Annotated in this window: 22 protein-coding genes and 3 pseudogenes; 12 read left to right on the top strand and 13 right to left on the bottom strand. The window is 44.5% G+C overall.

The genetic code is table 11. The features are described from left to right. The first annotated feature begins 3 nt into the window (after positions 1-3). Positions 4-609, top strand: coding sequence for a cob(I)yrinic acid a,c-diamide adenosyltransferase (cobO, locus tag C9I98_RS20635; protein WP_036825074.1), 606 nt, complete (start codon positions 4-6; stop codon positions 607-609). 128 nt (positions 610-737) lie between these two features. Next, a complete protein-coding gene (locus C9I98_RS20630) occupies positions 738-1,172 on the top strand; it encodes a phosphate-starvation-inducible protein PsiE (RefSeq protein WP_036825076.1) in 435 nt (144 codons plus the stop codon). 375 nt (positions 1,173-1,547) lie between these two features. Here C9I98_RS20630 and C9I98_RS20625 read toward each other — a convergent pair whose 3' ends face one another. Beyond that, complete coding sequence (locus C9I98_RS20625) at positions 1,548-2,870, bottom strand: anaerobic C4-dicarboxylate transporter (RefSeq protein WP_107272433.1); 1,323 nt, start codon at positions 2,868-2,870, stop codon at positions 1,548-1,550. A 310-nt stretch (positions 2,871-3,180) separates the two neighbouring features. Next, positions 3,181-4,224: a metal-dependent hydrolase gene (locus tag C9I98_RS20620; RefSeq protein WP_107272432.1), complete on the bottom strand. Its 1,044-nt coding sequence runs from the start codon at positions 4,222-4,224 to the stop codon at positions 3,181-3,183. Between the two features lie 238 nt (positions 4,225-4,462). On the opposite strand from C9I98_RS20620, the gene C9I98_RS20615 reads away from it, so the two are divergent. Then, positions 4,463-4,915, top strand: coding sequence for a CBS domain-containing protein (locus C9I98_RS20615; protein WP_036827072.1), 453 nt, complete (start codon positions 4,463-4,465; stop codon positions 4,913-4,915). Positions 4,916-5,224: 309 nt separating this feature from the next. Here C9I98_RS20615 and C9I98_RS20610 read toward each other — a convergent pair whose 3' ends face one another. Continuing rightward, a complete protein-coding gene (locus tag C9I98_RS20610) occupies positions 5,225-6,121 on the bottom strand; it encodes a LysR family transcriptional regulator (protein WP_107272431.1) in 897 nt (298 codons plus the stop codon). Between the two features lie 164 nt (positions 6,122-6,285). Here C9I98_RS20610 and C9I98_RS20605 point away from each other — a divergent pair, with 164 nt between their 5' ends. From C9I98_RS20605 to C9I98_RS20590, 4 genes are all read left to right on the top strand, one after another. Next, on the top strand, positions 6,286-7,107 hold the full coding sequence (locus C9I98_RS20605) for an MBL fold metallo-hydrolase (protein WP_051902442.1): 822 nt from the start codon (positions 6,286-6,288) through the stop codon (positions 7,105-7,107). Positions 7,108-7,136: 29 nt separating this feature from the next. After that, positions 7,137-8,006, top strand: coding sequence for an MBL fold metallo-hydrolase (locus C9I98_RS20600; protein ID WP_051902440.1), 870 nt, complete (start codon positions 7,137-7,139; stop codon positions 8,004-8,006). A 4-nt stretch (positions 8,007-8,010) separates the two neighbouring features. After that, the gene (locus tag C9I98_RS20595) at positions 8,011-8,685 is read left to right on the top strand and encodes a glutathione S-transferase N-terminal domain-containing protein (RefSeq protein ID WP_036826650.1); all 675 of its coding nucleotides are present in this window, start codon (positions 8,011-8,013) and stop codon (positions 8,683-8,685) included. Between the two features lie 206 nt (positions 8,686-8,891). Further along, positions 8,892-10,126, top strand: a protein-coding gene (locus C9I98_RS20590; protein WP_107272430.1) for an IS3 family transposase whose coding sequence is annotated in 2 segments (ribosomal slippage) — positions 8,892-9,237 and positions 9,237-10,126 — 1,236 coding nt in all. Because the reading frame shifts where the segments join, the coding sequence is not laid out codon by codon here. A 31-nt stretch (positions 10,127-10,157) separates the two neighbouring features. Here the strand turns inward: C9I98_RS20590 and C9I98_RS20585 are convergent. The 4 genes and pseudogenes from C9I98_RS20585 to C9I98_RS20570 all read right to left on the bottom strand — a co-directional run bounded on the left by C9I98_RS20585 (position 10,158) and on the right by C9I98_RS20570 (position 14,249). Next, complete coding sequence (locus C9I98_RS20585; protein ID WP_051901825.1) at positions 10,158-10,946, bottom strand: class I SAM-dependent methyltransferase; 789 nt, start codon at positions 10,944-10,946, stop codon at positions 10,158-10,160. Positions 10,947-10,977: 31 nt separating this feature from the next. Next, positions 10,978-12,750, bottom strand: a pseudogene (locus C9I98_RS20580) (ABC-F family ATP-binding cassette domain-containing protein). A gap of 301 nt (positions 12,751-13,051) precedes the next feature. Next, complete coding sequence (locus tag C9I98_RS20575) at positions 13,052-13,528, bottom strand: hypothetical protein (RefSeq protein ID WP_036816713.1); 477 nt, start codon at positions 13,526-13,528, stop codon at positions 13,052-13,054. A gap of 19 nt (positions 13,529-13,547) precedes the next feature. Continuing rightward, positions 13,548-14,249 (bottom strand): aspartate/glutamate racemase family protein, encoded by a 702-nt coding sequence (locus tag C9I98_RS20570; RefSeq protein ID WP_036816710.1) that lies wholly within the window; start codon positions 14,247-14,249, stop codon positions 13,548-13,550. A 164-nt stretch (positions 14,250-14,413) separates the two neighbouring features. Between C9I98_RS20570 and C9I98_RS20565 the strand changes: the two genes are divergently transcribed. The 3 genes from C9I98_RS20565 (at position 14,414) to C9I98_RS20555 (ending at position 18,632) form a co-directional block, all read left to right on the top strand. Continuing rightward, entirely contained in the window at positions 14,414-14,695 is a 282-nt protein-coding gene (locus C9I98_RS20565) for a hypothetical protein (RefSeq protein ID WP_081878819.1), read from the top strand. 223 nt (positions 14,696-14,918) lie between these two features. Continuing rightward, positions 14,919-16,502 carry a BCCT family transporter gene (locus C9I98_RS20560; protein WP_051901824.1) on the top strand — a complete coding sequence of 528 codons (1,584 nt, stop codon included), beginning with the start codon at positions 14,919-14,921 and terminating at the stop codon, positions 16,500-16,502. Between the two features lie 81 nt (positions 16,503-16,583). Next, positions 16,584-18,632, top strand: coding sequence for a CocE/NonD family hydrolase (locus C9I98_RS20555; RefSeq protein WP_051901822.1), 2,049 nt, complete (start codon positions 16,584-16,586; stop codon positions 18,630-18,632). Positions 18,633-18,733: 101 nt separating this feature from the next. Here the strand turns inward: C9I98_RS20555 and C9I98_RS20550 are convergent, their stop codons facing one another. From C9I98_RS20550 to C9I98_RS20525, 6 genes and pseudogenes are all read right to left on the bottom strand, one after another. After that, positions 18,734-19,645, bottom strand: a complete 912-nt coding sequence (locus tag C9I98_RS20550; RefSeq protein ID WP_158262705.1) for a LysR substrate-binding domain-containing protein — start codon at positions 19,643-19,645, stop codon at positions 18,734-18,736. 119 nt (positions 19,646-19,764) lie between these two features. Beyond that, positions 19,765-20,157 carry a GFA family protein gene (locus tag C9I98_RS20545; RefSeq protein ID WP_173424698.1) on the bottom strand — a complete coding sequence of 131 codons (393 nt, stop codon included), beginning with the start codon at positions 20,155-20,157 and terminating at the stop codon, positions 19,765-19,767. Between the two features lie 48 nt (positions 20,158-20,205). Beyond that, positions 20,206-20,661 (bottom strand): GNAT family N-acetyltransferase, encoded by a 456-nt coding sequence (locus tag C9I98_RS20540; protein ID WP_036826795.1) that lies wholly within the window; start codon positions 20,659-20,661, stop codon positions 20,206-20,208. Between the two features lie 116 nt (positions 20,662-20,777). Beyond that, positions 20,778-21,517, bottom strand: a pseudogene (locus C9I98_RS20535) (SDR family NAD(P)-dependent oxidoreductase). Positions 21,518-21,557: 40 nt separating this feature from the next. After that, positions 21,558-21,959: a GFA family protein gene (locus C9I98_RS20530; protein ID WP_036829434.1), complete on the bottom strand. Its 402-nt coding sequence runs from the start codon at positions 21,957-21,959 to the stop codon at positions 21,558-21,560. 55 nt (positions 21,960-22,014) lie between these two features. Further along, positions 22,015-22,302 (bottom strand): annotated as a pseudogene (locus C9I98_RS20525) (PhzF family phenazine biosynthesis protein); the annotation flags it as partial. Positions 22,303-22,593: 291 nt separating this feature from the next. Here C9I98_RS20525 and C9I98_RS20520 point away from each other — a divergent pair. Beyond that, positions 22,594-24,186 carry a BCCT family transporter gene (locus C9I98_RS20520; RefSeq protein ID WP_036829438.1) on the top strand — a complete coding sequence of 531 codons (1,593 nt, stop codon included), beginning with the start codon at positions 22,594-22,596 and terminating at the stop codon, positions 24,184-24,186. A 742-nt stretch (positions 24,187-24,928) separates the two neighbouring features. Further along, positions 24,929-25,105, top strand: coding sequence for a flagellar hook-basal body complex protein FliE (locus C9I98_RS20515; protein ID WP_107272428.1), 177 nt, complete (start codon positions 24,929-24,931; stop codon positions 25,103-25,105). Positions 25,106-25,429: the final 324 nt, after the last annotated feature.

Genomic DNA, 25,429 nt, shown 5'->3' with positions numbered 1-25,429 from the left:
CCCATGGTAGATCAAAAACAAAAAGACGAGCGATACAAAGCCCGACAGGAAAAAGTCAAAGCAGAAATTGATGCTCGGGTCGATGCCGCTCAAGAAGAGAAAGGGATCTTTTTAGTGATCACCGGTAACGGTAAAGGCAAGTCGACGTCGGGCTTTGGCACCATTGCCCGTGCCGTTGGCCACGGCCAAAAGTGTGGCGTAGGCCAATTTATCAAGGGAACATGGGATTGCGGTGAACGTGCGTTGCTTGAACAGCATGGCGTTAACTTCGCGGTAATGGCGACGGGCTTTACCTGGGAAACCCAAAACAAGCAGTCCGATACCGAAGCCGCACAAAAAACATGGGCCGAGTGTAAAAAGATGCTGGCTGATGATAGCTACGATGTCGTGCTGCTGGACGAGCTGACCTATATGGTGACATACGGCTACGTAGAATTAGACGAGGTATTGGAAGCAATCCAAAACCGCCCGAAAATGCAGTCGGTTGTTGTCACAGGCCGTGGGGCCCATCGCTCGCTAACCGATTTGGCAGATACCGTATCGGAAGTACGTAATGTAAAACACGCCTTTGAAAGCGGCGTAAAAGCACGAAAAGGCGTCGATTGGTAAACCCAGTTACAACTATCCTGCCTATCGCATGGAAAATAATATCCTTTTTCGAGTTATCTAAAATATAATTGGCTTACGGTGATGGAATTCACCGTAAGCATAATAATAAATCGTCATTAGGATCTTTCATGCCTTCACATTTGCCTAAGGGCTTCAGCCGCCCTTTCCTAAAGCTCTTCCACATACTAGAAGCCATACTGCTGGTTGCGATAACACTGGCGACGCTGGCTGCGATGATCAACGAATTCATCCATGTCTACGTCAACCGGCAAATTCTGCTCACCGACATCTTATTGATGTTCATATACCTCGAAGTATTAGCCATGGTGCAGCAATTTATCGCCAACGGTAAGATCCCGGTTCGCTACCCAATCTACATTGCGATCATGGCCATTGCCCGCTATATCACCCTAGGAATGAAAGAGTTGGATGGGATCTACGTGGTATGGCTAGCGCTCGCAGCCTTTATCCTTGCGGCTGCCACGCTCGTGATCCGTATCGGCCACCATTATTGGCCTTACGAAGAAGTCACCGAGCCTCACAAGCGCCAATCGGAAGATTAACTGGTAAAAAATAGAAATAAAAACGGGAGCACTTAGGTGCTCCCGTTTAGTTGTAACTGTTCATTATTTTTGTTCTTCTTTTCTAAGCTTTTTCTTATAGAAGTCCATTGCTTTCTTTAACGCTTTTCCGTGCATCCGTGCCCTTAACGCATCAAAATCGACCTTCTTCATTTACCACCTCAATGGGCCCACACATCATTCTTATTAAAATAAATATAACACCTTTGAATTTTAATGCTTTTTTATTAGGCAAACAAATTCCAATTCGGAATAAAAATCATCAGCTTGGTCTCATTTTATACTTAAATTTACAAAATTTGGACACAAAAAATGCCAGCGAGTTCTCACACTAGCTGGCATTCTTTTTATGCTAATTTAAACAATGACTTGGGCGATGGTATAACCAAAGGTACACGCCGAAACCACACCAATCAGGCCCGGCGCCATGAAACTATGGTTAAAGTACCACTTACCAATCTTCGTCGTACCCGTGACATCGAAGTTACAGGTGGCGATATCAGACGGGTAATTCGGAATAAAGAAGTAGCCGTAGGTCGCAGGCATCAAGCCAATCAACAATGCCGGGTTAAGCCCCATCGCAAGGCCAACAGGCAGCATCATACGTGCCGTTGCCGCCTGGCTGTTCACCACAACCGATACGATGAACAGCGCCAATGCGAATGTCCACGGGTAATCTTGCACCATTTCGGTAATGCCCGTTTTGAACGATGGCATTGCATACTGAAAGTAGGTGTCACTCATCCAAGCAATACCGAAGATGGCAATCGCGGCGACCATGCCCGATTTAAACACCACCCCTTCAGGCACTTTCTGCACATTGGTGCGAGTCACCAGCAAAATCAAACCACCGAAGGCCAACATCATCATCTGGATGATCACCGACATAGGGATAGGCTTACCTTCACCAATGGTGCGAATATCAGGCCACATCGCAACAAGCACAATCGAGGCAAGCGCTAGGATAAACAGCATTACCGCATGCTTGACCGATGCTGGCAGCTTCTCGTCCAGCGACGTTGCCGTGGTATGAAGGATCTTGTCTTTCCATAGCGGGTCGCGCAAACGACGCTGGTATTCCAGGTCTTCTTTCAGATCGGCACCACGGCGTAGGCTATAAAGCGACAGCAGGAAGGTACCCAACAAGGTAGAAGGCACGGTAACCATCAAAATGGTCAACAGGGTGATATCGGTTTGGATACCGGTTAACTGGGCGAGGTAGTAAACAACTGCAGCTGAGATCGGGCTGGCGGTGATCGCTAGCTGGGAAGACACCGATGAGGCTGCCATAGGACGCTCAGGACGGATACCGTTCTTAAGCGCCACGTCGCCAATGATTGGCATAATGGAATAAACCGCATGGCCTGTACCTAGCATGAACGTCATCACGTAGGTCACTAACGGGCCAAGAAACGTCACACGTTTTGGGTTGCTACGCAAAATACGCTCTGCCACTTGCAGCATGTATTTCAAACCACCTGCCGCTTCCAAAATCGAAGCACAGGTAACAACCGCAATAATAATTAACATTACCGTGATCGGCGGCGATGTCGGCGGCATTCTGAAAATGAACACTTCAACCAGCAGACCTAAGCCAGATACAACCCCAAGGCCAATACCACCGAACCGGCTACCCGCGTACAACACGAGAAGAAGGAATAAAAATTCCAAATACAACATACTCGTCATCTCCCTATATCGACAAAATATTCCCTTCCAACAAGGTGTTAGAAAGGTAAAGCAACAATACTTTGGGAGTAGACTGCCAGCACAATCTTGCTTAGCAATTGATGCGTATCAATTAAATTTTGTTAATTCACAGCAACCAGTTGATATGTGAGTAGAGGCATAAAAATGGTATTCGATAAAGATAAGCGTGCTACACAAAGCGCCCAATTGAATTACCGCAACGAGATATTTGTGCAACATTATTCGCCCCTTCCGCTACACAGCTGAAGGAGCGCATAGATTGAGATGCAATTGTTCATACCTACCGACGAGCGGTTTCACCGATACTCGGGCACTCGGAGATATGGCACAGGTTGGCGTCAATATCCTGATTTCCCAACACCCGCAGCCACAAGGTAGGGATATGCTTCAGCCTCACCGACTGGCTTTCAAGCCGAACCGGCGGGATCACCGACCAATTGCCGCTCTGATCTTGGCTCGCCAATGCAAATTGGAATGGCATGTAGTCGGCCATACCGAGACGCAAGTCAGTGACAACCAGCTCATCTTGGCGCTGCTCGTACTTCATAAAACCCGAGGTGAAATGGGCCAACATCTGCTGATAGTCAGAATCGATACCCTCAGGCCATGCACCTAACGGCTTTTCGATAAACTCGATATGGGTATCGCTATCAACCAAGGATGACAGCCCCTCTAAATAGTGATCTTCACCCTTCACCACAATACGCCAAAGCACGGTATTGAACGGCGTTGGGGTAATAAACACCGGCTGCCCCGCCATTGGCGTGCCTTCAAGCTGTTGTTCGACCCGCTGCTCTATCACATTCACCGCAACCAACGACCAAACCAAATACAGCGAAGACACCGCCAGCCCGGCGCCGCAAAGCTTAGCCATACGATCACGCCACAACAAGCTGGCGATCAGCATCAGCAATAGCGGCACGGTATAAAACGGGTCGATAATGAACACGCTAGAGATAGCTATCGGCGTGGTGATCGGCCAGAACAGCTGCGTACCGTAGGCTGTGAAGGCATCAAGGATTGGGTGGGTCAGCAAACAAGCCGCCACCAGCAACCACAAATGGGCAAAGCTAAAGCGGGTTGGCCGCCACTTCTGCCACAGCCAGCTTAACAACAATGAAAAGGGCAGCAGGACAAACAGAGAATGGCTAAAGCCACGGTGCTTCACCATATCAGACACAGGATCGCCATAGCTGAGCATGACATCCAAGTCCGGTAAGGTTCCCAGCGCCGCACCTGCCAATAAGATTTTCGGAGAACATTTCCTGCCGGCGACAAAACCGGCAACGGCTGCCCCCAGTACCATTTGTGTAACTGAATCCACGACTACTCCTTGATAAAGACCGAACGGTTCATGCTATTTATACGTCCGACCATCACAATCTGACTTAGTTGCCACACATTAACAGAAAAGTCGTATTTACCGATACGATAAACCAACATGAGGCGGCATTTTAGTTAACGTGCAAAAGTAAAAATTAGGGTTTGCTCGCAGTTCACGGCCGGAGATTTAGCTAGGGTAAATCGAGCAACATCCGTTTACTTTGACAAGGGAAGATGCAATGCCAACAAAAGTATCTGAATACATGACGCAAAAGATTATTACGATCCAACCGGATGCAGGACTTCGTGAAGCCTTCTTCTTGATGCGCGATGAGTCGATTCGCCACCTGCCCGTGGTAAACGACCAGGGCAAACTCGTCGGCATTGTCAGCGACCGAGAGCTGCGCCGCCCGCAATGGGTCGACGAGTCACCGGAAATCGGCCACGACTACGATTTAACCGATGATCTGCACATCGGTGATGTTATGTGTACAGATGTCATCCATGTTCGCACCTACGACACCCTCACCAAAGCCATTGGCACCATCTTAGACCATCACATCGGTGCCGCCCCGGTACTCAACAAGGCTGGGGAGCTGGTCGGCATGCTGTCCGCCATCGACTTACTCCGCGCCTTCCAAGACAGCCTTGAGAGCCAGAAAGCCTCGAAGAAAAAGAAGCAAGTGGCCTAGCGATTTGCTAGCTGCTGCTAGTTAAAGCCATTTGAATGCAACCTGTTGGTTTTTGTCGTTAGGAGCTGGCAGGTTGCTTATTCGTCATATGCTAACTTGTTGGCTGACTCATTTTTGCCCCAAAATTAATTAACGTAATTGTTCAATGGCAGATCGCGCCAGCGAATTTGCGTTACATATTCTAGTCTCGACCAGCTATGGTGTTTGTAAGCTTTGAATTTAGTTCGTTACGCAACAACCCTAACCGAGCCAGAGGTGCTTAACTGTCTAAGTGCGAGTAATGGTTAAATCGGATCCGGAAAAGTAAATTTAAACTATGTTGGTTTTGAACCACTCTTTTAGAAAATTTAAGAACAGTGTCATACGGTAGGGCATATGCTTGCGTGTCGGGTACATGCCGTATATCCCAACTTCAGGAAAGCTTGCTAACCCAGACAACTCTATCAGTTGACTTTGACTGACTTGCTCGCGTGCGAATATGGTTGGAACAGCACCAATCCCCATCCCATTTTGCAATGCCTGAATCAATGCCCCTGTACTGGATACCACCATCGCCCATTGTTGCCGATAAGTAACATTTTTTCCGTCTACCTGTAGATTCCACACATCACCATACCGATTACTCCCCATATGAATACAATCATGGTGTTCTAGTTCGCTAAAATGAGTGGGTATACCTTTTATTGCCAAATATTTTGGTGATGCATACAGGCTAAAAGTGGTTGAACCCAGCTTTGTTGCAATATAAGAGGAGTCTTGAAGGTCAAAGGACAGGCGGAAGGTAAGGTCTACCTCCTCTTTGATCAGATTCGTTTGGGCATTACTTAAAATTAAATCGAAACGAATGTTAGAATAATTTGCCCTGAATATGCTAATCGCTTGGATTAAAAAGGGCCCTAGTCCATCGGGTGCCGATAATCGAATGAGGCCAGAGGGATTATTTTGATGATCAGAGCTTAGCGAATCCTCAAGCCGGTCAATGTCTTCAACAATCCGCTTTACCCCCTGATAGTAATCTTTTCCTCCAGGTGTAAGCTGCATGCTTCTGGTGGTGCGGTTCAGCAAGACCAATCCCAGCTCATTTTCTAAGTCTGCGATCCTCCGCCCGACAATCGCGGGGGTCACACCAATTGTTTTAGCGGCTTTGGCAAAACTGCCTTTTTCAACAACGGTGCAAAACAGCTGCATATTCTTGTACTTATCCATTAGATACTTTTTATATATTATGAAGTGACATTTTGCTTAATTGTGCACACTGATTATATTAATTATCTTCTGTTTTACCAACTACGGTGAAACAGGGAAGCATTATGACTATTACTTCAAAGCTAGCCACTTCAAAACTAGCCACTTTATCCCTTGCGCTTGGCATGGTTGCCAGCGTCAATGCTGCGCAGGGCTTCGATCCTTCCAAGCCAGCAATGACAGAGCTGAAAGACGGCGTTTATCAATATTCACAGTTTTTCTATAACAGCCTAGTCGTTATCACGGACGAGGGTGTCATCGTAACGGATCCGTCAGGCGAAGCTCGCTCAAAAATGATGCGTAAGGAAATCAGCAAACTAACCGATCAACCCGTAAAAAAAGTGATTTATTCCCACGACCATTTTGACCATTCGCGAGGGGGACAGATCTTCAAAGATGAAGGTGCCGAATTTATTACTCAGGAAAAGTGTACAGAGCTGTTGAGCCGTGACCTGGAAGCTCGGGTCGTTCAGCCTGATATCACGTATAAGGATCACTACTCGGTCAAGTTAGGCGGCAAGCAGGTCGATTTGCACTATTACGGTCCGAACGACGGCGATTGCATGAGCATCATCCATATGCCTACAGATCAGGTGCTGATGGGGGTGGATTGGCACCTTCCCGGTTACGTTAATGAACCTTATCGTCTTACCGCACACAACTACGTGGCGATTATCAATACCTTTGAGCGTGTCTTGAACGAACTTGAATTTGACACTGTACTAAGTGGCCATATGCCAGCCTCTTCGCCGGAAGCATTTAGAGAAGACTACCGCTTCAACAAAGCCCTTTTTGATGCGGTATGGAAAGGCATGCAAGAAGGAAAAACAACCGAAGAGCTTAAGGAAGCGGTCAGATTACCAGAGTTCAGCCACTGGCGTGGCTACAAAGAGAATCTTCCGGCGCATGTAGAAAGAATGTCTTACTCAATTTGGCACGGTAATTAAGTGCTTTAAATTGCAAACAAGGTTACCTCATGAAGTTTTTTAAGAAAATGGCAATAATTTTCATTGCCACTCTTTCACCAACTGCTTTTGCACAAACAAAAGACTCACTAGTTCAGGAACTGGCAGAGAACGTATATGCGGTCAGCCTGTTTAATTACACCAGCCTAGTTGTAGTTGGTGAGGAAGATGTATTAATTTCTGATACCGCGAACAGCTATCGGGCCAAGGTCCTAAAAAGTGAGATAGCAAAAATAACAGATAATCCAGTCAAAAAAATCGTTTTGACACATGAACATTTTGATCATGTTGGCGGAACAAAAATTTTCCCTGATGCAGAGGTTATTGCCCATAGCAACATTTTGGAGTATGAGGAGCTAGATCCTCTGGGTATGCTGCCAGAGGTTATTCATAAGACCTTCGAAAAATCTTTAACGATAGAAATGGGGACGACATCAGTAGAGCTGCATCATTTCGGTGCTGCTGACGGTTTGGCGGTTGCTGTTATCTATTTACCCAAAGAAAAGGTCGCTGTGAGTGCTGATATGTATGTCGACGAAGGGCTGAATCCGGGCGTTTTTTTGACGGATACCAATATGCTAGGCAGTCGAGCACTGCTAACTAAGCTGGCAAATTGGGATCTGAATTACGCCATTAACGTGCATTCAAAAAGACTGGATCTTGTGCCGCTTGTGGCTACACAAAAGTTCTATGATGACTTGTACGATTTGGTACTTCCTGAAATTAAAGCTCAACTACGTGCCGACCCATCCCGCTTGGTGCCAAGAATCCTCGAAATGAGCGAGACACTAAAAATGCCTAAGTATGAGAGTTGGCAAAATTATCAGGATCTACCTGTATATATTCGAAAAATGTCATTCGCAATAATCCATGGAGGTTAACACTATGAAATTACATGTATTCGACAGCTGCCCATTTTGTGTCAGGGTCAAAGCCGTTATTGGGTTAAAGGGGATCGAGTGTGAAATCAGCCCAATGCTGCTAGGAGAGTTACCGGCATCCCTCGAAGGAAAGTTTGAGCGCTTTACGGTTCCGGTATTAGAAACGGTAGATCCCAAAAGTGGAAACGTATCAGTGATGGCCGAAAGCCTTGATATTATCCGCAAACTTGATCAATTGAACGTACCTATGTTCGACCACTACGAGGTATCGGAAAAGCTGGAGTCACGTTTAGCTCAACTAAAGCCGGTGACAGCTCAATTATTGTATCCGCGCATGCCAAAGCTCAACCTGCCTGAGCTTTCGGGCGCATCGGCGCTTAATGCCTTCACTGAATCACGTAAAGAAGTGCTAGGCCAGAGTATCGAGGAAGCACTTGAAAAAACGGAGCACTACCTTCCTCAATTAGAAGAGCAGCTAGCACTGATGGAGCAGGAGCTTGATGTCGAAGCATTTGTCTTAGGTCGCCGTAACCTGAACATTGATGACATTGCCGCTTTTGCCGAGCTCAGAAACTTCACCATGATAGCTGAGCTGACATTAAGCAAGTACATGCGGACGTATATCGATTTGATTTCATCTCGCACAAACGTTGCGACTTATCCTCCTATCGGTAAATAGCGGGAGTTAATAATGGCAAATAGCAGACCTCCGGCAAAAGCTATCGTGACCGCCCGACTGTTGAGTAACGAACTTACAGTTAAATATGCCCATAGGCTACAGAACGTTTAGCTCACCACATACAAAAAGAGCCAGCCCACAACAGGCTGGCTCTTATTCCTAGATTGTCCCGTCCTGAGATAAGTTGACACATTGGAGACTTATCAATGAACTCATCAAGTGAATCAAAGATCAAACGAACCCAGCGTGATTACACTTTAGGCTTTAAACTCGCAGTTGTTGCTCAGGTTGAAAAAGGCGAGATGACCTACAAACAAGCCCAAGCTCACTATGGCATTCAGGGACGAAGCACTGTTCTTGTATGGCTAAGAAAGCATGGTAAGTTAGATTGGTCGAAGCCAATTGAGCACTTTCTTACTATGTCTAAATCAAAAGAAACGCCAGCACAGAAGATTAAGCGCCTAGAAAAGGCCCTTGCCGACGCCGAATTAAAGAACATGATTTACGGCGATATGGTGGATATCTTTAAAAAAGAGCACGGGATAGACTTGGAAAAAAAGTACTTAGCCGAGCGCTCTGGCTTGCCAAAGAGCAAGGAAAAGTAAAGCTTGCAACTGCATGTAGGCAGTTCAACTTATCTCGGCAAGCTGTGCATCAATGGAAGCAACGCCTTGAAGCGCGTGCTGAGGAACTATTGCCTGTAAAAGAGATGGTAAGGTATTGGCGCCAATTTATGCCTCGGGTTGGTACTCGAAAGCTATACCAGTTGATTAAGCCCCAGCTAGAGAAACACGGAATAAAGCTGGGACGGGATGGGCTATTTAAGTACTTAAAAAACGAGAACCTGTTGGTCAAGCCAAGGAAGAACTACACCAAGACCACGAACAGTAAACACTGGCTCAGGAAGCATCCGAACCTTTTGAAAGATAGAGTTGTTCATCATGTAGAACAAGTGGTTGTGAGCGATATTACCTATGTCAAAACAGATGAAGGGACACATTATCTCTCACTCGTTACAGACGCTTACTCCCGGAAAATATTAGGCTATGAGCTGAGTAATGAAATGAAGGCTAGCGATGTGGTAAAAGCGCTGGAGATGACCATAACGAACCGCCAAACAGATGCAGCAACAATCCACCACTCAGATCGAGGGCTACAGTACTGCTCATCGGAGTACCAGGAAAAGTTGAGCGCCAATAGCATGATACCTTCTATGACAGATGGTTATGACTGCTACCAGAATGCGTTGGCTGAGCGGGTTAATGGAATACTAAAGAGTGAGTTCCTACTCTACCAGTGCAATACCCTAAAGGAACTGATGGTGTTGGTGAAAGAGTCGATATCGGTATATAACGACTTGAGACCGCATACTAGCTTGGGGATGAGAACACCAAGTGAAGTGCATGAAAAAGCCAGTAGGGAATACCTACTGGCTACATAAAAAGCGTCAACCTATTTTAGGACTAGACATATCAACGCTTCAGCGCTTTTGTCGAAAAGTAATCATTGAAGTACTTAGATAGCTCTTCATCGAGGCTATCTTCATAAAACCCATCCAATACAAAGCCGGCTTCTAGCTGGCCCGCAATAATGGATGTTAATGTATGGCTATGTTCAATGGCTCTCTTGTCGACAATAAACTGCTTCCGCTGCTCATCATCCAGTTCATCAAATGATTGGAACGGCAGACAATTGGCTACCTCAAAGATTCCTTGCTCCCACTTTGCATCATCGAACAAGTAAATCGCAGGGTTTGGTGCGCCCAACATGAATGACCCGCCCTTTACCAGTACCCGATAAACTTCCTTATACATCGGCTGCAAATCAGGTATGTAGGTAATAGAGACTGGGCAGAACACGATATCGAACGTTTCATCACTAAACATGGATAGGTCGCACATATCCCCTTGAACTGTCGCAAGTTGCAATTGCGCTAAGTCAGCAACCTTTCTATCCTGCTCCAATTGCGAAGTGGATATATCCATAACAGTAACATCAGCGCCAGCTGCTGCCAGAATTGGCCCTTGCTGCCCACCACCGCTCGCCAGACATAATATTTTTACGCCTTTTAACTGCGATGGGAACCAATCTCTTGGCACAAGGCTATTTGCCCCAAGGCTGACTTCAATATCGCCACCTCTTGCTTTATCGATGGTCTCTATTGATACAGGAATGGTCCATACCACATCATCGGCAACTTTCTTATCCCATGCCAATTCATTGTGGCCAACAACTAACGCTTGCGTGTTTTCCTTTGTCATTTGTTTGTTCTCTTTCATATTCATTCACGCCCTACTCGATACCGAGCTGGCAATTAATGTCGCTGATTTCATTGCGCCACTCTTGTTGTAACTTTGGCTTTTGGTGCTTCAATTTACGACTAAGATCGGCTTCTAATAAGGCCTCTAAATTACAAAGCCGGTCGATAAGCATCTCTTCCTCAGAAGGGTTGTTATCATTTGATGACGCATCACTGCCAAGTTGGAGTGCTTCATACTCGGCACTCACTTCATTCAGTTCATTACTGTCAATTTGGTTAGGCTCAGCGCCTTCTAAGACGGCATAAAGCTGTTCAATATCATGCCACTCTTCGAGTTGATCATCTTGAACTAGCCAATAGCGGTTACAGCTTGCTTCAATCAAGTCACGATCGTGGGTAACCAACAAAAAGCCCCCAGCAAACTCACGAAGCGTTTGTGCTAGCTCTTCTTTTCCAGCCAAGTCCAAGTGATTAGTTGGCTCATCAAGTAGCAGCAAATGATAATTGGCCAGTGTTAGACCAACCAGTAACAACCGAGAGCGCTCACCGCCACTGAGCGACTGAACTTGTTGGCTATGGCGTACATACGGAAAGCCAGCACTAATAAGCGCCATTTTCCTCTGCTCTTCTGATAAATCAGTGAACACGCTTAGCGCATCAATCAAGTTAGCTTCATCTTGTAGTTGCTTAAGGCTTTGATCATAAAAGCCAAGCCTACAACGCGGATGGAACTTTATTGGTTGATCGCCCTCAGACTCGCTGACATAAGCCCGCCAAAGCATTTTCAGAAGTGACGACTTTCCACAACCGTTACGGCCAACAATGGCAACTCTATCGCCGCTCTTGATTTGCTTTTCTAGCACTTGGAACAACACCGGTGCCGCCGGAACAGGCTTTACCGCAATATCTGAAAGGCTTAGCAGTCTGTCAGCCCGTAAAGCTTCACCTTTTAGCTGAAGTTGCCATGGTGTGCCTGACGTCAACTCCGTTTGTGCATCTTTCAATCGTTCAACACGTTTTTCCATATTCTTGGCTTTTCGTGACAAGTCTTCGTTATCGTAAACTTGCCCCCAAGTGGCTAAACGCTTTGCACTTTTTTCGATGCGTTCAATTTCCTTTTGTTCTGACTGGTTTCGCAAGAAATCAGCCTCATCCATCGCTTCGAGAGATTGAAGTGCCTCACTGCAAGGTAAACGAAAATAGCGCAGCGCTTTATCACGCAATATCCAGGTGCAATTGGTTACCCGATCAAGCAAGCGCCTGTCATGTGAAACCAAGACAAAACTGCCTTTTCATTGCAGCAGAAATTGCTCCAGCCAAAGCAACGTTGGCAAATCTAGGTGGTTACTTGGTTCATCAAGCAACAGTAAGTCAGGTTGCGAAATCAGTGCCCTTGCCAATAACAGGCGGGTATGCTGACCACCACTGAGGCTTCCAGCGGTTAATTGCCAGTCATGCTTTGAAAAGCCCATGTCTGCCAGGATTAACTCAGCTCGCCAGCTTTCAGACTGCTGCTCGCTCTTTGGCAGCTTTTTAACCACGGCTTCAAGCATAGAAACTTGCTCTAGGTATGGCGGTAAATGCTGCTCTACTCGCTCCATCAAGCATTGATTTGCAGCGGTAATAGCACCGGACTGAGGCTGAGTTTCACCGTTAAGTAGGCTTAGAAGGGTACTTTTACCACAACCGTTATGACCAACAAGGCCAATGCGATCGCCTTTTTTTAAGGTGAATGAAATTCCTTCAAGCAAAGGTGCTGAAGTTGTTTGATAAGAAATAGTTTGTGCAGATAGTAAAGTGCTCATGGCTTACTCAAGATTTACAGGCGTAACAACGCCTATCGTCAAACATTGCTGACAATAACCAGGTAAGCTAGAGAGAAGTGACTCTATTCTGTGTAATTAAAACTTCGCTCAAGCAAAGGTTATCGCAGCACGATACCAGTAAAACTTGAGCAAGTTTGATTACCAAAGAAGTGTGCGAAATTTTTATCAATTGCTTCACACTTTGTCATGATTTACCTCCTTTTTATTTTCTCAGTGGGCCAAGGCGTACGATTGTATACCCAAAATTATACGAGGTGAAGCTCCCACTTGATGTAGCTGATCAAAGCTTATTGATAGAAAACCAAATTTCAGTGACCACTTCGTGAGTCAGGTTGGCCTCCCCATCGTGAGTGCTAACCACTTTGTGATTACCACCGATCATTATCCGTTCACTGTTTGACAGTGGTAGTCGTTGCGACAACTGGAGCCTTGATTGGTTTAGGTGTACTTGGGGCACACTATCAAAGTGAATCGATGTGTTCAGCATTACCACATAATCTTTACCAGGGATGCCAGGCGATGGTTCAATATGAGTGGTACTTGGCTCAGCGCTTTGCTCACTGAGTCGAAAGCTAGCGGCTTCATTCATATTGACCACAACAGTCTTCTGCTGCTCATACCCTTGGCTCTCGCGACTTAACTCAATGATAGCCTGATAGGTTGGTGCCTTTGATAAATCAATCGTCACCAATTCATTAGCGTAAGCCGAAAGTGAATTAACCGAAAATAATGCAAGTGACAATAATAACTTCTTCATTTTGATATGAGCAGCCTCTTTAGGAAAGATCACCTATGGCGCGGGTAACAGCCGCTATAGCATGGATTTCGGTCGTATCGTATAACGGCACTGACGTATGCTGTTGTTGGATAAGCAGTGCAATTTCGGTACAACCCAAAATGACCGCTTCAGCGCCTTGCTCAAATAAATGTTGAACAATTCGTTGATACGCTTCTCTGGAGTCCTCCTTAATCACACCCAAACACAGTTCGTTATAGATAATATCGTGTACTGTCGTTCTATCAGCATCATCCGGTACAACAACATCAATGCCGAAATTATCAATCAAGCGCTGTTTATAGAAATCTTGCTCCATCGTGAAGCGCGTGCCTAGCAAACCAACGCTTTTAATGCCGTCGCTGACCAGCTGCTCTGCGGTTGCATCAGCAATATGGAGAATAGGCACCGAGATCTTAGCTTCAATTTGCGGCGCTACCTTGTGCATAGTGTTAGTGCAAATCATCAGAAAGTCAGCCCCACCCGCTTCTATCGATTGGGCAGCCTTAGATAGAATGTCTGCCGTATCATCCCAGCGCCCCTGATGTTGAAGCTTTTCAATTTCATCAAAGTCGACGCTATACAAGCAAATTTTTGCAGAATGTAAACCGCCAAGCTGCTCTTTTACACCTTCATTGATTGCTTTGTAGTAACTTGCCGTTGATTCCCAGCTCATGCCGCCAAGCATCCCGATCGTCTTCATTGCTTATCCCTTAATACTGTGTGCTTACCCATTGATATCATTATTTTATAGGCAGTATCAAATACTAAGTTTTCAGATGTCGCCAGCTAATAGCCCTAGCTGGGAATTGATTTTTCACTCAATAAGAATACACTACCGCCCCCTGCTCCAACTTGGCTAAACACGTGAGTAAAAAACCTGACAGAAGTACTGCGATGCAGCAGATCATCGATGCTGTAAAAGATGAGTTTCCGATTTATCAGGAAGATACCTTCAAGTGCGGCCCGGACAATACTTGTATTGGCTGCCCCAAGAAGCTAATGGAGCTGGTTGATACCGAATTAAGCTACTGGCAACACCAACTCGACCGAGGTATCGCCCCTAATTTCGACGAGATTGCCCGTTTCGGCAAGATGTGCAAGAACATCCGCCGCTCGTTGGTGCGAAATAACAGAATTACGGCTTAGCCCACAACAATTGTGGGCTAAAGCTATGCTATACAGTTGAACGCCACATTCCCTTTCCTGCAACAGTGAACTCGTATAACAAGATGTAATGTTAGCCATAACGAAACATCACTTTACGATTTTGTTAATGATTTGATACTTATAAATATCATAATTCGAAGAGTATCTATCGACGACACACTCTATAGAGCTGTGATTGTCAGTAACAAAGGGAATAGTTGTAATGAAAATGCTCAACAATAGCCTTAGGCCGATTGTATTCTGGCCTTCTTTTCTTGTCGCATCAGGGATCGTCGTTGTTAACCTCATCGATGAAGCTTCGTTTGCCGCTGGTGCTACAGCAATTAATAACGTCATCATGGCGAACTTTGCTTGGGCATTTAGCTTACTAACTTTCATCATTACCCTCATTGCTGGGTACCTATTCTTCTCCAAGGTCGGTGATGTCAAAATTGGCGGTAAAGACGCAACACCTATGCTAACAAAGTGGAAGTGGTTCACTATCACACTTTCAACAACATTGTCGGCAGGGGTATTATTCTGGTCTACAGCTGAGCCACTTTATTATTTACACCAACCACCAGAGTCACTTGGTTTAACGCCAGGGTCTTTTCAGGCTGCTTTATTTTCTCTTTCAACAGTCTTAATGCACTGGACATATGCACCCTATGCAATCTATGCAGTCCCTTCCGTGTGTTTTGCATTGGTCTTTTTCAATCTAAAAAAGCCATATTCGCTTGCCTCAACCATTGAACCAGCCTTAGGCCACCGGAAAATCGGCGATAAAGGCGCTCAAATTCTAGACTCGGCATGCCTTTTTACGCTGATTTTCGGTATGGCTGCCACAATGGGTACTAGCATCCTGATTTTAATGGGGGGATTAAATTACTTCTTTGACATCCCTACAAACGGTTTCACAATGGGTATCACTGTCATTGTGATTACCGCAAGCTTTGTTGGTTCCGCTGTTACCGGACTTCATAAGGGCATAACCATCTTGGCTAAGTGGAACTCAATCGGGTTATTCGCCATTGCAACACTGATGCTTTTCGCTGGTCCTACCCTGTTCCAGTTTGCATTCGGTGTTGAAGCCTTCGGTCAATTTTTAACCAACTTCATTAATAAACTGACCTTTACAGGTGCAGCATCAGGCGATCAATGGCCGAAATGGTGGAGTTTGTACTACTGGGCAATTTGGATGGCTTGGGCACCGCTATCAGCCTTGTTCCTTGGCTACATCGCGCGAGGCTATACCGTTAAGCAGCTAATCATTATGACAATGCTATTACCTGCATCGTTCACTGTGTTGTGGATGTGGATCTTCGGCGGTACTGCAATCAAGTGGGACATGGACTCAAACAATGCCTTATATGATGTACTGCAAAATCAAGGGGTAGAGAATGTGCTTTACAGCGTATTCGACAAACTACCCGCAACATCACTGCTGGCAGGAGTAATGTTATTAGTTGCTTTCCTATCATTTGTCACTTCTGCTCACTCAAACGCGCTTGTAATGTCACAAATCTGTACTCGAGGTTTATCTGCCGATAACTTAAAAGCCAATAAGCCACTCATCGTAATGTGGGGCTCATTTGTCGCCTTTATTTCATGGGCAATGATCAGTTTTGCAGGGATTGACGGCATCAAAATGGTTTCAAATCTAGGCGGTGTATTTGCCATTCTTGTTTTAGTACTTATGTCAGCATCTGCTGTTTCACTCGCTAATGATCCTCGAATATTAAAAGACCGCATCATTCGGGACTATGAAAAAGAAGCTGCAGCACTTCATACCCAAACTTCCAAATAAAGCTTAACCCTTTTCCGTGCGGTATTACCTCCTGTAATACCGCTCTTTAGCCTTTATTTCTATTTTTATAAGGACAAAGATATGGCCTTAGTTACTGCTATTGACCGTACAAAAATAATTGACGCTTTCCCCTTTGAAGTACGCGAAATTGAAAATATTTTTATTCCCCTATCTGACGGTACTAAGCTTGCCGCTCGAATCTGGTTACCTGTAAATGCAGAAAACAAGCCAGTACCAGCTATCTTAGAGTACCTCCCTTACCGAAAGCGAGACGGTACCGCAGCGAGAGATGAACTGACTCACCCTTATCTAGCAGGCCACGGCTATGCTTGCGTTAGAGTTGATATTCGTGGATACGGAGAATCTCAAGGCGCAATACAAGAAGAATATGATCCGCAAGAACAAGCTGATGCATTGGAAGTCATCCAATGGCTAACCCAGCAAACCTGGTGTGACGGAAATGTGGGTATGTGGGGTATTTCATGGGGTGGGTTTAACGCACTCCAAGTTGCAACGCATAAGCCTAAAGCACTAAAAGCCATTATTTCAATTTGCTCGACAGATGATCGATTCAGGGATGATATCCACTACCATAATGGGTGTCTGCTGAACGAAAATATTGGCTGGTCAGGTACCATGCAAAGTTACTCGGCTTACGCGCCCGATCCGCTTTTAGTGGGTGATGATTGGCGAGACATGTGGCTAAACCGCTTACAAAATATGCCTCTTCATGCAAAAACGTGGATGGAGCACTCTTTCCAAGATGAATACTGGAAGCAGGGCTCAATAAACCAAGATTATAACGCCATAGAAGCTGCAGTCTATTTAGTCGGTGGCTGGTGGGATGCATACCACACTCCGTTAATGCGTATGATAGAGCACCTAAAAGCACCTAAAAAGGCATTAGTTGGGCCTTGGGCACATAAATACCCCCACTTTGCTACTCCTGATCCGGCAATTGGATTTCTAAAAGAAGCTCTACGCTGGTGGGACTATTGGTTAAAGGGGAAAGATACGGGCATTATGAACGAGCCAGCTGTCACACTATATATGCAAGATGCTATGCCTCCAGCCGCCAGTTACAATGAGCGTCCAGGACATTGGGTTCAAGAGAAGTCTTGGCCGTCTTCCAACATCGCACCTTTGCGTTACTACTTAACACCTAACCAACTCACAAAGGATTCAAATGATTTAGCTATTGACTCAACTAGCACAATCAACTCTCCAGAAACCGTTGGTGCTGCTTCAGGCGAGTATTGTGTTATATGGTTAGGGCCAGAATATCCAACAGATCAGCGCCGCGATGATGCGTTCTCAACCGTGTTTACCTCTCAGCCATTAACTGAAGATATGCACATACTTGGCGCACCAACCTTTTCTTTCGATATTATTTCGGATAAACCTGTTGCAAAACTTGCACTGCGTTTGAATGATGTTTTTCCAAATGGTGAGTCAGCACGTATTACTTATTCGGTTCAAAACTTATGTATGAGAGAAGGGTTTGATAACCCACAGTACTTAGAACCTGGAAAGCCTTATCGTATAACCATAAAGCTGGATGATATTGGCTATATTGTTCCAGCGGGGCACAGGATCAGCCTATCTATTTCTGATAGTTATTGGCCACTAATATGGCCCTCTCCAGAGCCTACGTGTTTAACATTAAAATTAGCCGATGCCTTTCTGGATATTCCTTGCCATAACAACAGTACCGCTTTAGAAAGCAGTCCGTTTGGCTTACCTGAAAGTGCAAAACCTATAGCAATGGAAGTATTAAGAGAAGGAAATAGTACTCGTCAAACTGTGGAAGACGCATATACAGGGAGTGTAACCACTGAGATATTTGATGACTTTGGGACCTTAAGGTATAGCGCTCATGGTCTAACCGTTGATCAAGTGGCATCTGAAAAATACATAATTCTTCCAAATGATCCTACTTCCGCCCAAGTTGAAACCAAATGGGTCCACACTGTTTCACGAGAAAAGTGGAACTATAAAGTCGAAAGCACGCAAAAGCTTCATTCTGACAAAAGCTACTTTTACCTAGAAGCAGAGCAAATTGCATGGGAAGACGATATCGAAGTACATAGAAAAGTATGGTCAGAAAAGATTGATCGTAAGTTCCAATAGCAGGAGAAATGTTACCCTGCACAATCAAAAGGGCACTCAATGCCCTTTTGATATGAATCCATCTACCCGAGCTGCTTCAAGATTCAGCTTGGGTATATGGATTAAAACTTTTGACAACTTACTTCAGTTTCAACCCAATCCAAAAATAACTTATTGATTCGTCTATCTGAAAGTTTTGATTGAGATAGATAAAAACTACCAACTCGCTTTTGAACTCGGTCAACCAACGGAACCAGTTTCCCTTGTTTTATTAAGTCATGGACATGCCAATCCCAAACGAGCGCGATACCACAGTCTTGAACGGCGGCCTGAACGATTAATGTTTGCTCAGCCAAAAAAAGGGCTTTGCTCGGCTGTTGATACTCTATCCCTTCACGTAATGCCCAACTCTCCCAGTTTTCCCAGTTCTCAGGCCAACTATCCATCATTAGCAATGTATGCTGCCATATCTCAGTAAGTGAGATTTCTCCCCCAGCCTGAGCCAAATAAGATGGGCTACAAACTGGAAAAACATTTTCTTCAAATAAGCGATGCCAACCAGCCACACCATCCGGCTGACCACTATAGAAAAAGGCCAAATCATAGTCACTTTCACTACGCTCATTGGCTTGATCATCTACTGTAATATGTATTTGAATATCTGGATGCTGCTTTTGAAAAGAGTTTAATCGTGGCATTAGCCAAAAAGACGTAAAGCATTGACCCGCCACTATAGTAAGCTTCTGTGCCGTAGGTGTAGAGGCAATACTTGCAGCTTGTGTGGCAGCTAAGATATCCGCTAAAGATTGACTAATACTTGAGGCATAATCTTTACCTGCTGCAGTTAACTCTAAGGTTCGATGCTTTCGTATAAATAAACTACGACCTAGATGCTCTTCAAGTAAGCGGATTTGTCGACTAACTGCAGCCTGAGTAACACAAAGCTCATCAGCAGCCAAAGTGAAGCTACAATATCGCGCTGCAGCTTCAAACATAACAAGGCTATTCAGTGGCGGAAGCCCTTTCGTCGACATAACCATCCCTGACTATCGATAAAGTACTCAGGATACCCCAAAAATACGTCACAAGCAGCTGCTTGTTTCCATAACTGCATGGTTAAAGGTTGCTTCCTCACAACCTAAATCACTTAATACTACCTATCAGCCGGGTGATTAACCCCATCATTTGTGACAACGTCACCCAATTCAAAAGGATTCACGCCTTCTAAACAGCCAATGTTATAACCGTATTCATTGGGGTTTGAACGGCGTTTATGGTGGGTATAAATACCACAATTAGAGCAAAAATAGTGTTGGGCGGTATTGGTATTAAATTGGTAGAGCTTCAAGAACTCTTCCCCTTTTACTATGCGGATAGCATCTAGCGTCACAGATCCAACTATTGCTCCCTTACGGCGACAAATAGAGCAATCGCATCGTCTTGGGCTTTCAATGCCATTGGGTAATGTCAACTCAAGCTCAATGGCACCGCAATGACAGCTGGCTTTGTGCTTAGGCTGAATCACTGTATTCCCTACCCGTTTTATCATTAATCCACTCCCTAGCAATGATATCAATCGCAGCAACAAACATGACTATAAGGCTAATTTGAATCCTTCATGGCTTGCTGTAAACCCTAGTTTTTCATAGAACCTAAGTGCATCAGGGCGTGCCTTATCACTCGTTAGTTGAATGAGCGAGCATCCTTTAGACTTGGCAGTGGCAATAGCATGCTCGAAGAAGGCTTCACCATAACCTCGACCACGGTAGTCCTCATGCACCCTGACGCCTTCAACAAGGCAGCGCCAACTACCAGTGTGCGTTAAATATGGAATGAAGGTTAGCTGAAGCATACCCACCAAATTACCATCAGTCTCAGCAACAATTAACTGGTTATTTGGATCAGTATCGATAGCCTTGAACGCCGCTTCATACTTAGCATTCAATGGTAAAGATACGTCTTCTCGCTTGCTGCCCAAAGGGTCATTCGCGAGCATCATCACCAAACCTTCCAAGTCTGAATGCCGCGCTTGTCTAAACGTCAATGTCATTGGTTATCCTTCACTACAAATTTTATTAAGAATTAAAATAACCAATAAAGCTCAACAAATTCAAGGAGAGGGCTTACCAAACCATGAGATTATTTCATTGTAAGTAACTAGATAAACTAACTAAGCGATAAGCCGCCATCAACGACGAGTGTATGGCCAACAACATAACTTGCTTTATCAGAGCATAACCACTCAATGGCATTCACTATTTCTTGGGCATGTGCAAAACGACCAAGTGGGACAACGCTCTCGACTTCACTACGTAGATTAGCATTTGATAACTTAACCTATCCTCCCAGCGCGGTGTCCATGTAACACCAGGGGCTACAGCGTTCACCCGAATTCCAGACTTTATTGCCTCAAGCGCAACAGAGCGAGTCAGCCCCTCTAAACCATGCTTCGCCGCACTGTACATAGCAGCGTTGGGGGTCGGTCGAATACCATTCACAGAACTGATGTTGACGATGCAAGCGCCTTTCGACATGAGTAATAATTCATGCTTAAAACACAATGCATGAGCCCAAAAGTCATTCATTAAAGTTTTATGTAACTCATCAGTATCGACATTAGCGAAAACACCCCCAGATTCGAGCTTGGGAGATGCATTGTTAATCGCTATGTGCAGACACTGATAGTGTTGTTTAATATGACTAAAAAGCTTCTCGACTTGTGCAGAATCAGAGAGATCAACAGAAACAAAATCAACGTGTTCTAACTCAGGGGACGACCTTACCGCTTCTTGCCATGTCTCTACCGATCGAGCACAAGTCACCACTTGATGGCCTTGAGAAACAAACGCTTTAACCGCTTCTAAGCCAATCCCCTTACTCCCACCAGTCACTAACACTGTTTTCATCAATTATTCCTTCCATGGATTTTAATTAAACTAATGCAGCTTACTCGTCTTTGGGAGCATACTGCTCGAACACTTGCTGCCCTGTCATTTTGTGAGTGTCATTACGTAACTCATAATACCCTGGCTTTTCGTCAATGAATATTTCATTAGTTAAGGTGAAATCGGCATCTTGAAATAGTCCCGCGGATAAAATGAATTCGTTGGTTGGAAGTAAATGGTAAAACAGGTTTGTGCCGCATTTACTGCAGAAGCCACGCTCTGCCCATTCTGATGATTGGTAGATGGTAGGCTCATCGCCATTAAACACAACATCTGAGCCACAGTGGACCGCAAACATAGGGCCACTAGACCACTTACGGCACATTGAACAATGGCACAGGCCGACTTCCTTTTGGGGTTCTGCCTCCACTTCAATAGCACCACATAAACATTGACCTTTCATTTCAACCTCCCACTCCGATAAATCAAAACGCCAAGTTGAGCATTAGCCAACAGTATTAGTCCACTGTAGCAACACCAGCCAATACCGTATTTGCTGTTAGTAAGATATGCTCATTTCCTTTCCGCTCTACTTGAAAATAACCACCTTCACTCGATAGCTGCCTGACCTTTAAACTTGTACTCGATAACAAGCTTAGCCAATAAGGTGCTAATGAACACTGGGCCGAGCCAGTAGCGAGATCTTCATCGATACCTATGCTCGGCGCAAAATAACGCAAGACATAGCCATCATTCCCGTTTTGGGCGGTCAAAATTAAAGCATGGTGATCTTTAAAAGACTTAACCACATAACCTTAGAATTAGAAACACAATAAAACCCCTCGAGTTCAAAGGATAATCACCCCCAAACAAAAGATTAGATAACTAACCTTTTCATCCTAGGAATACCACTAAACAGACGCATAAAAATGCAATAAAACGGTGATATCTTGAGAATTATTTGGTCTTACATCAAATTTTTGATATCGTATGTCGAAATTATTGTTTTGCACACTAATCAAATTGGCGATTCCAATGGTTACGGAAGACGCAAAGGCTCGCCAGAATGCTTAGTGTGCTAATAAATTGAGGAAATGATGAATCATCTTAAGGATAAGTACAGTATAGAAAATACTGACTACACAATTGGCCAGGATAATGTTCAGCGTTGGGGTTTTGATGTCCATAACCCTGTCTTCGGTATCAGTGCCGGACTCATTCTACTTTTCATCGTCGCACTACTACTTAGCGATGCAGCCACAGCCAAATCTGTGCTTGATGGCATTAAATTAAGCATCATTAACAACTTTGATAGTTTGATCATGTGGTCAGGCAACATCTTTCTTATTTTCATTCTTGGTCTAGCCTTTTCACCATTTGGTAAGATTCGCCTTGGCGGTGCAGACGCAGAACCTGAACACTCAAACAGTTCTTGGTTCTCGATGCTTTTCGCTGCGGGTATGGGTATCGGCCTCATGTTCTGGGGTGTTGCCGAGCCTGTTGCTTACTTCACTGGCTGGTTCGAAACGCCACTTGCCGTTGAGCCTAACACGCCAGAAGCCGCCAAAGTTGCCCTTGGTGCAACCATGTTCCACTGGGGTTTACACCCATGGGCCATTTATGCCGTTGTTGCGCTGTCTCTTGCCTTTTTTGCTTATAACAAAGGCCTACCGCTTTCAATGCGTTCAATCTTCTACCCTATCTTGGGCGATCGTACCTGGGGCTGGTTTGGTCACGCTATTGATATCATGGCTGTTATCGCTACCCTATTTGGTTTGGCGACCACGCTCGGCCTAGGTGCGCAACAAGCCGCTAGCGGCCTTAGCTTTGTATTCGGTATCAATAACAGTGTTGATCTACAAATTGGCGTTATTATCTTTGTTACTTTTTTAGCGGGTATCTCTGTTTATCGCGGTATTGACGGCGGGATTAAACTGCTAAGTAACACTAATCTACTGGTTGCATTTGCCCTGCTGATCTTTGTTGCCCTTGCTGGCCTAGCTGCAGCGTTTAACACTATCCCAGTTGCGCTAATGGGCTACATTGAGAATATCATTCCACTAAGTAACCCGCATGGTCGTGAAGACGAAGCATGGATGCACGGTTGGACTGTATTCTACTGGGCTTGGTGGATCTCATGGTCACCATGTGTAGGTATGTTCATTGCACGTGTATCTAAAGGTCGCACCGTACGTGAGTTCATCTTTGCTGTTATCTGTATTCCAACAGTCATTACGCTACTTTGGATGTCAGTATTCGGTGGCATCGCCATTGATCAAGTTGTAAACAACATTGGTGAACTTGGTGCTAACGGGCTAACCAACGTTACCCTTGCCCTATTTGAAGTTTATGAAGTACTGCCATTTAGCGTATTGCTTTCAGTAATCTCAATATTGCTGATCATGGTATTCTTTATTACCTCTTCAGATTCCGCTTCATTGGTTATCGACAGTATCACTGCTGGCGGTAAAGTCGATGCCCCAGTACCCCAGCGTTTATTCTGGGCTAGCATGCAAGGTGCTATCGCTGCTTCGCTGCTTTGGATTGGTGGCACAGAGGCAATGCAAGCACTTCAAGCTGGAACAATCTCAACGGCGCTTCCGTTTACGATTGTGCTACTAACAATGTGTGTAAGCTTGTTAATGGGTATGCGAACTGAATTGCAACACCATAAATTAGCTTATAGCTAATTACCCTCTGACGCATAATTGAATTGACGCCGCTATTAGAGCGGCGTTTTTTTGGTTAAATTTTATTGATTCGTCTAACTCACTTACAATTTGACATGGATTTTTTTTAAATAACACTGCCTAATAAACAAAACCTATCGACATATAAACCACCAAAATCAACCTATCCTTCAACCACTTACCAACCTCGGCCATTTCAGTAACAAGTATCTTGTACAGATAATTAGCCACTCACTCAAGTCGCTTATTTTTAGCTCCGTTTTTGGGAGCAATATCACACAAATCACACATTAAATACTTAACAATGAAAGTGAATTAACCCTATTGTTATGAAGTGAAACAGGATTTATGACCATCGAAATATGCGAATGCTTTTTAGAACCGTGCCCTAAATGTGGCCAAGAAGATGACTTTCTTATTGATCAAGATAGCCACTGTATTATCTGTATTTGCGGTTTTAAACGCCCTCTCCCCCAGTGCAAATGTCGCACATCTTACTTAAATTAGAAGCCACTAAATATATTAAATTAAAGCCTTCAAGCAACATTCATGGCTAATATGTATGTAATCAACATATAAAAATGCTAAATACCAAATTTTATCCATGTGACATGGATCGCAGATTTTCTTGTTTTCAGATGATTTATTATGTCCTATAACTGATATGAAACAAATGGAATAAGTGATTTAAATATGAATATTATTTTCTCATCGCAAAGCGCATTCATTTTAAGGATTATTTATGGATCAAGCTGATGGACTCAGAAACCTTTTTACCAAGGAAAGTTGCAAAGATAAGCTGATCAAGACTCAGAGCGAAATTCAGCGTGCAATCATAACTGGTCAGTATCAACGACTCGACGACTTAATGATAGAGTTAGAAAAAGCACAAGTCGCTTTTGAGTCAACGATAAACTAATCGACAAATCGCACCTCTGAAACTTCGGGCTACGGGCGTCTGCATTGAACAAAAAAATAGCGACACCGAAGTGCCGCTTCAACGCATTCCCCATTTTTATAAAAACGTCCGTGTTTTTATACTGGCGCCTTTCTCGTCATTAGTTTAATGCGCCACGATAATGCCACTTCTTTTTCAATTAGCTTTAATGCTAATTATTTTTTATTAGCTGGTTAATAGTAAGCAAGTGAAATACCAACTTTTCATTTACTTAACTTTCAATAATTTAGCTGTATAGAAATTCTGCTTTGTAAAATAACCTGACACAATGAGCATGTGATCCCC

The organism is Photobacterium sanctipauli (assembly GCF_003026495.1).
GTDB lineage: Bacteria > Pseudomonadota > Gammaproteobacteria > Enterobacterales > Vibrionaceae > Photobacterium > Photobacterium sanctipauli.
This window is presented reverse-complemented; position numbering and strand designations above follow the sequence as displayed.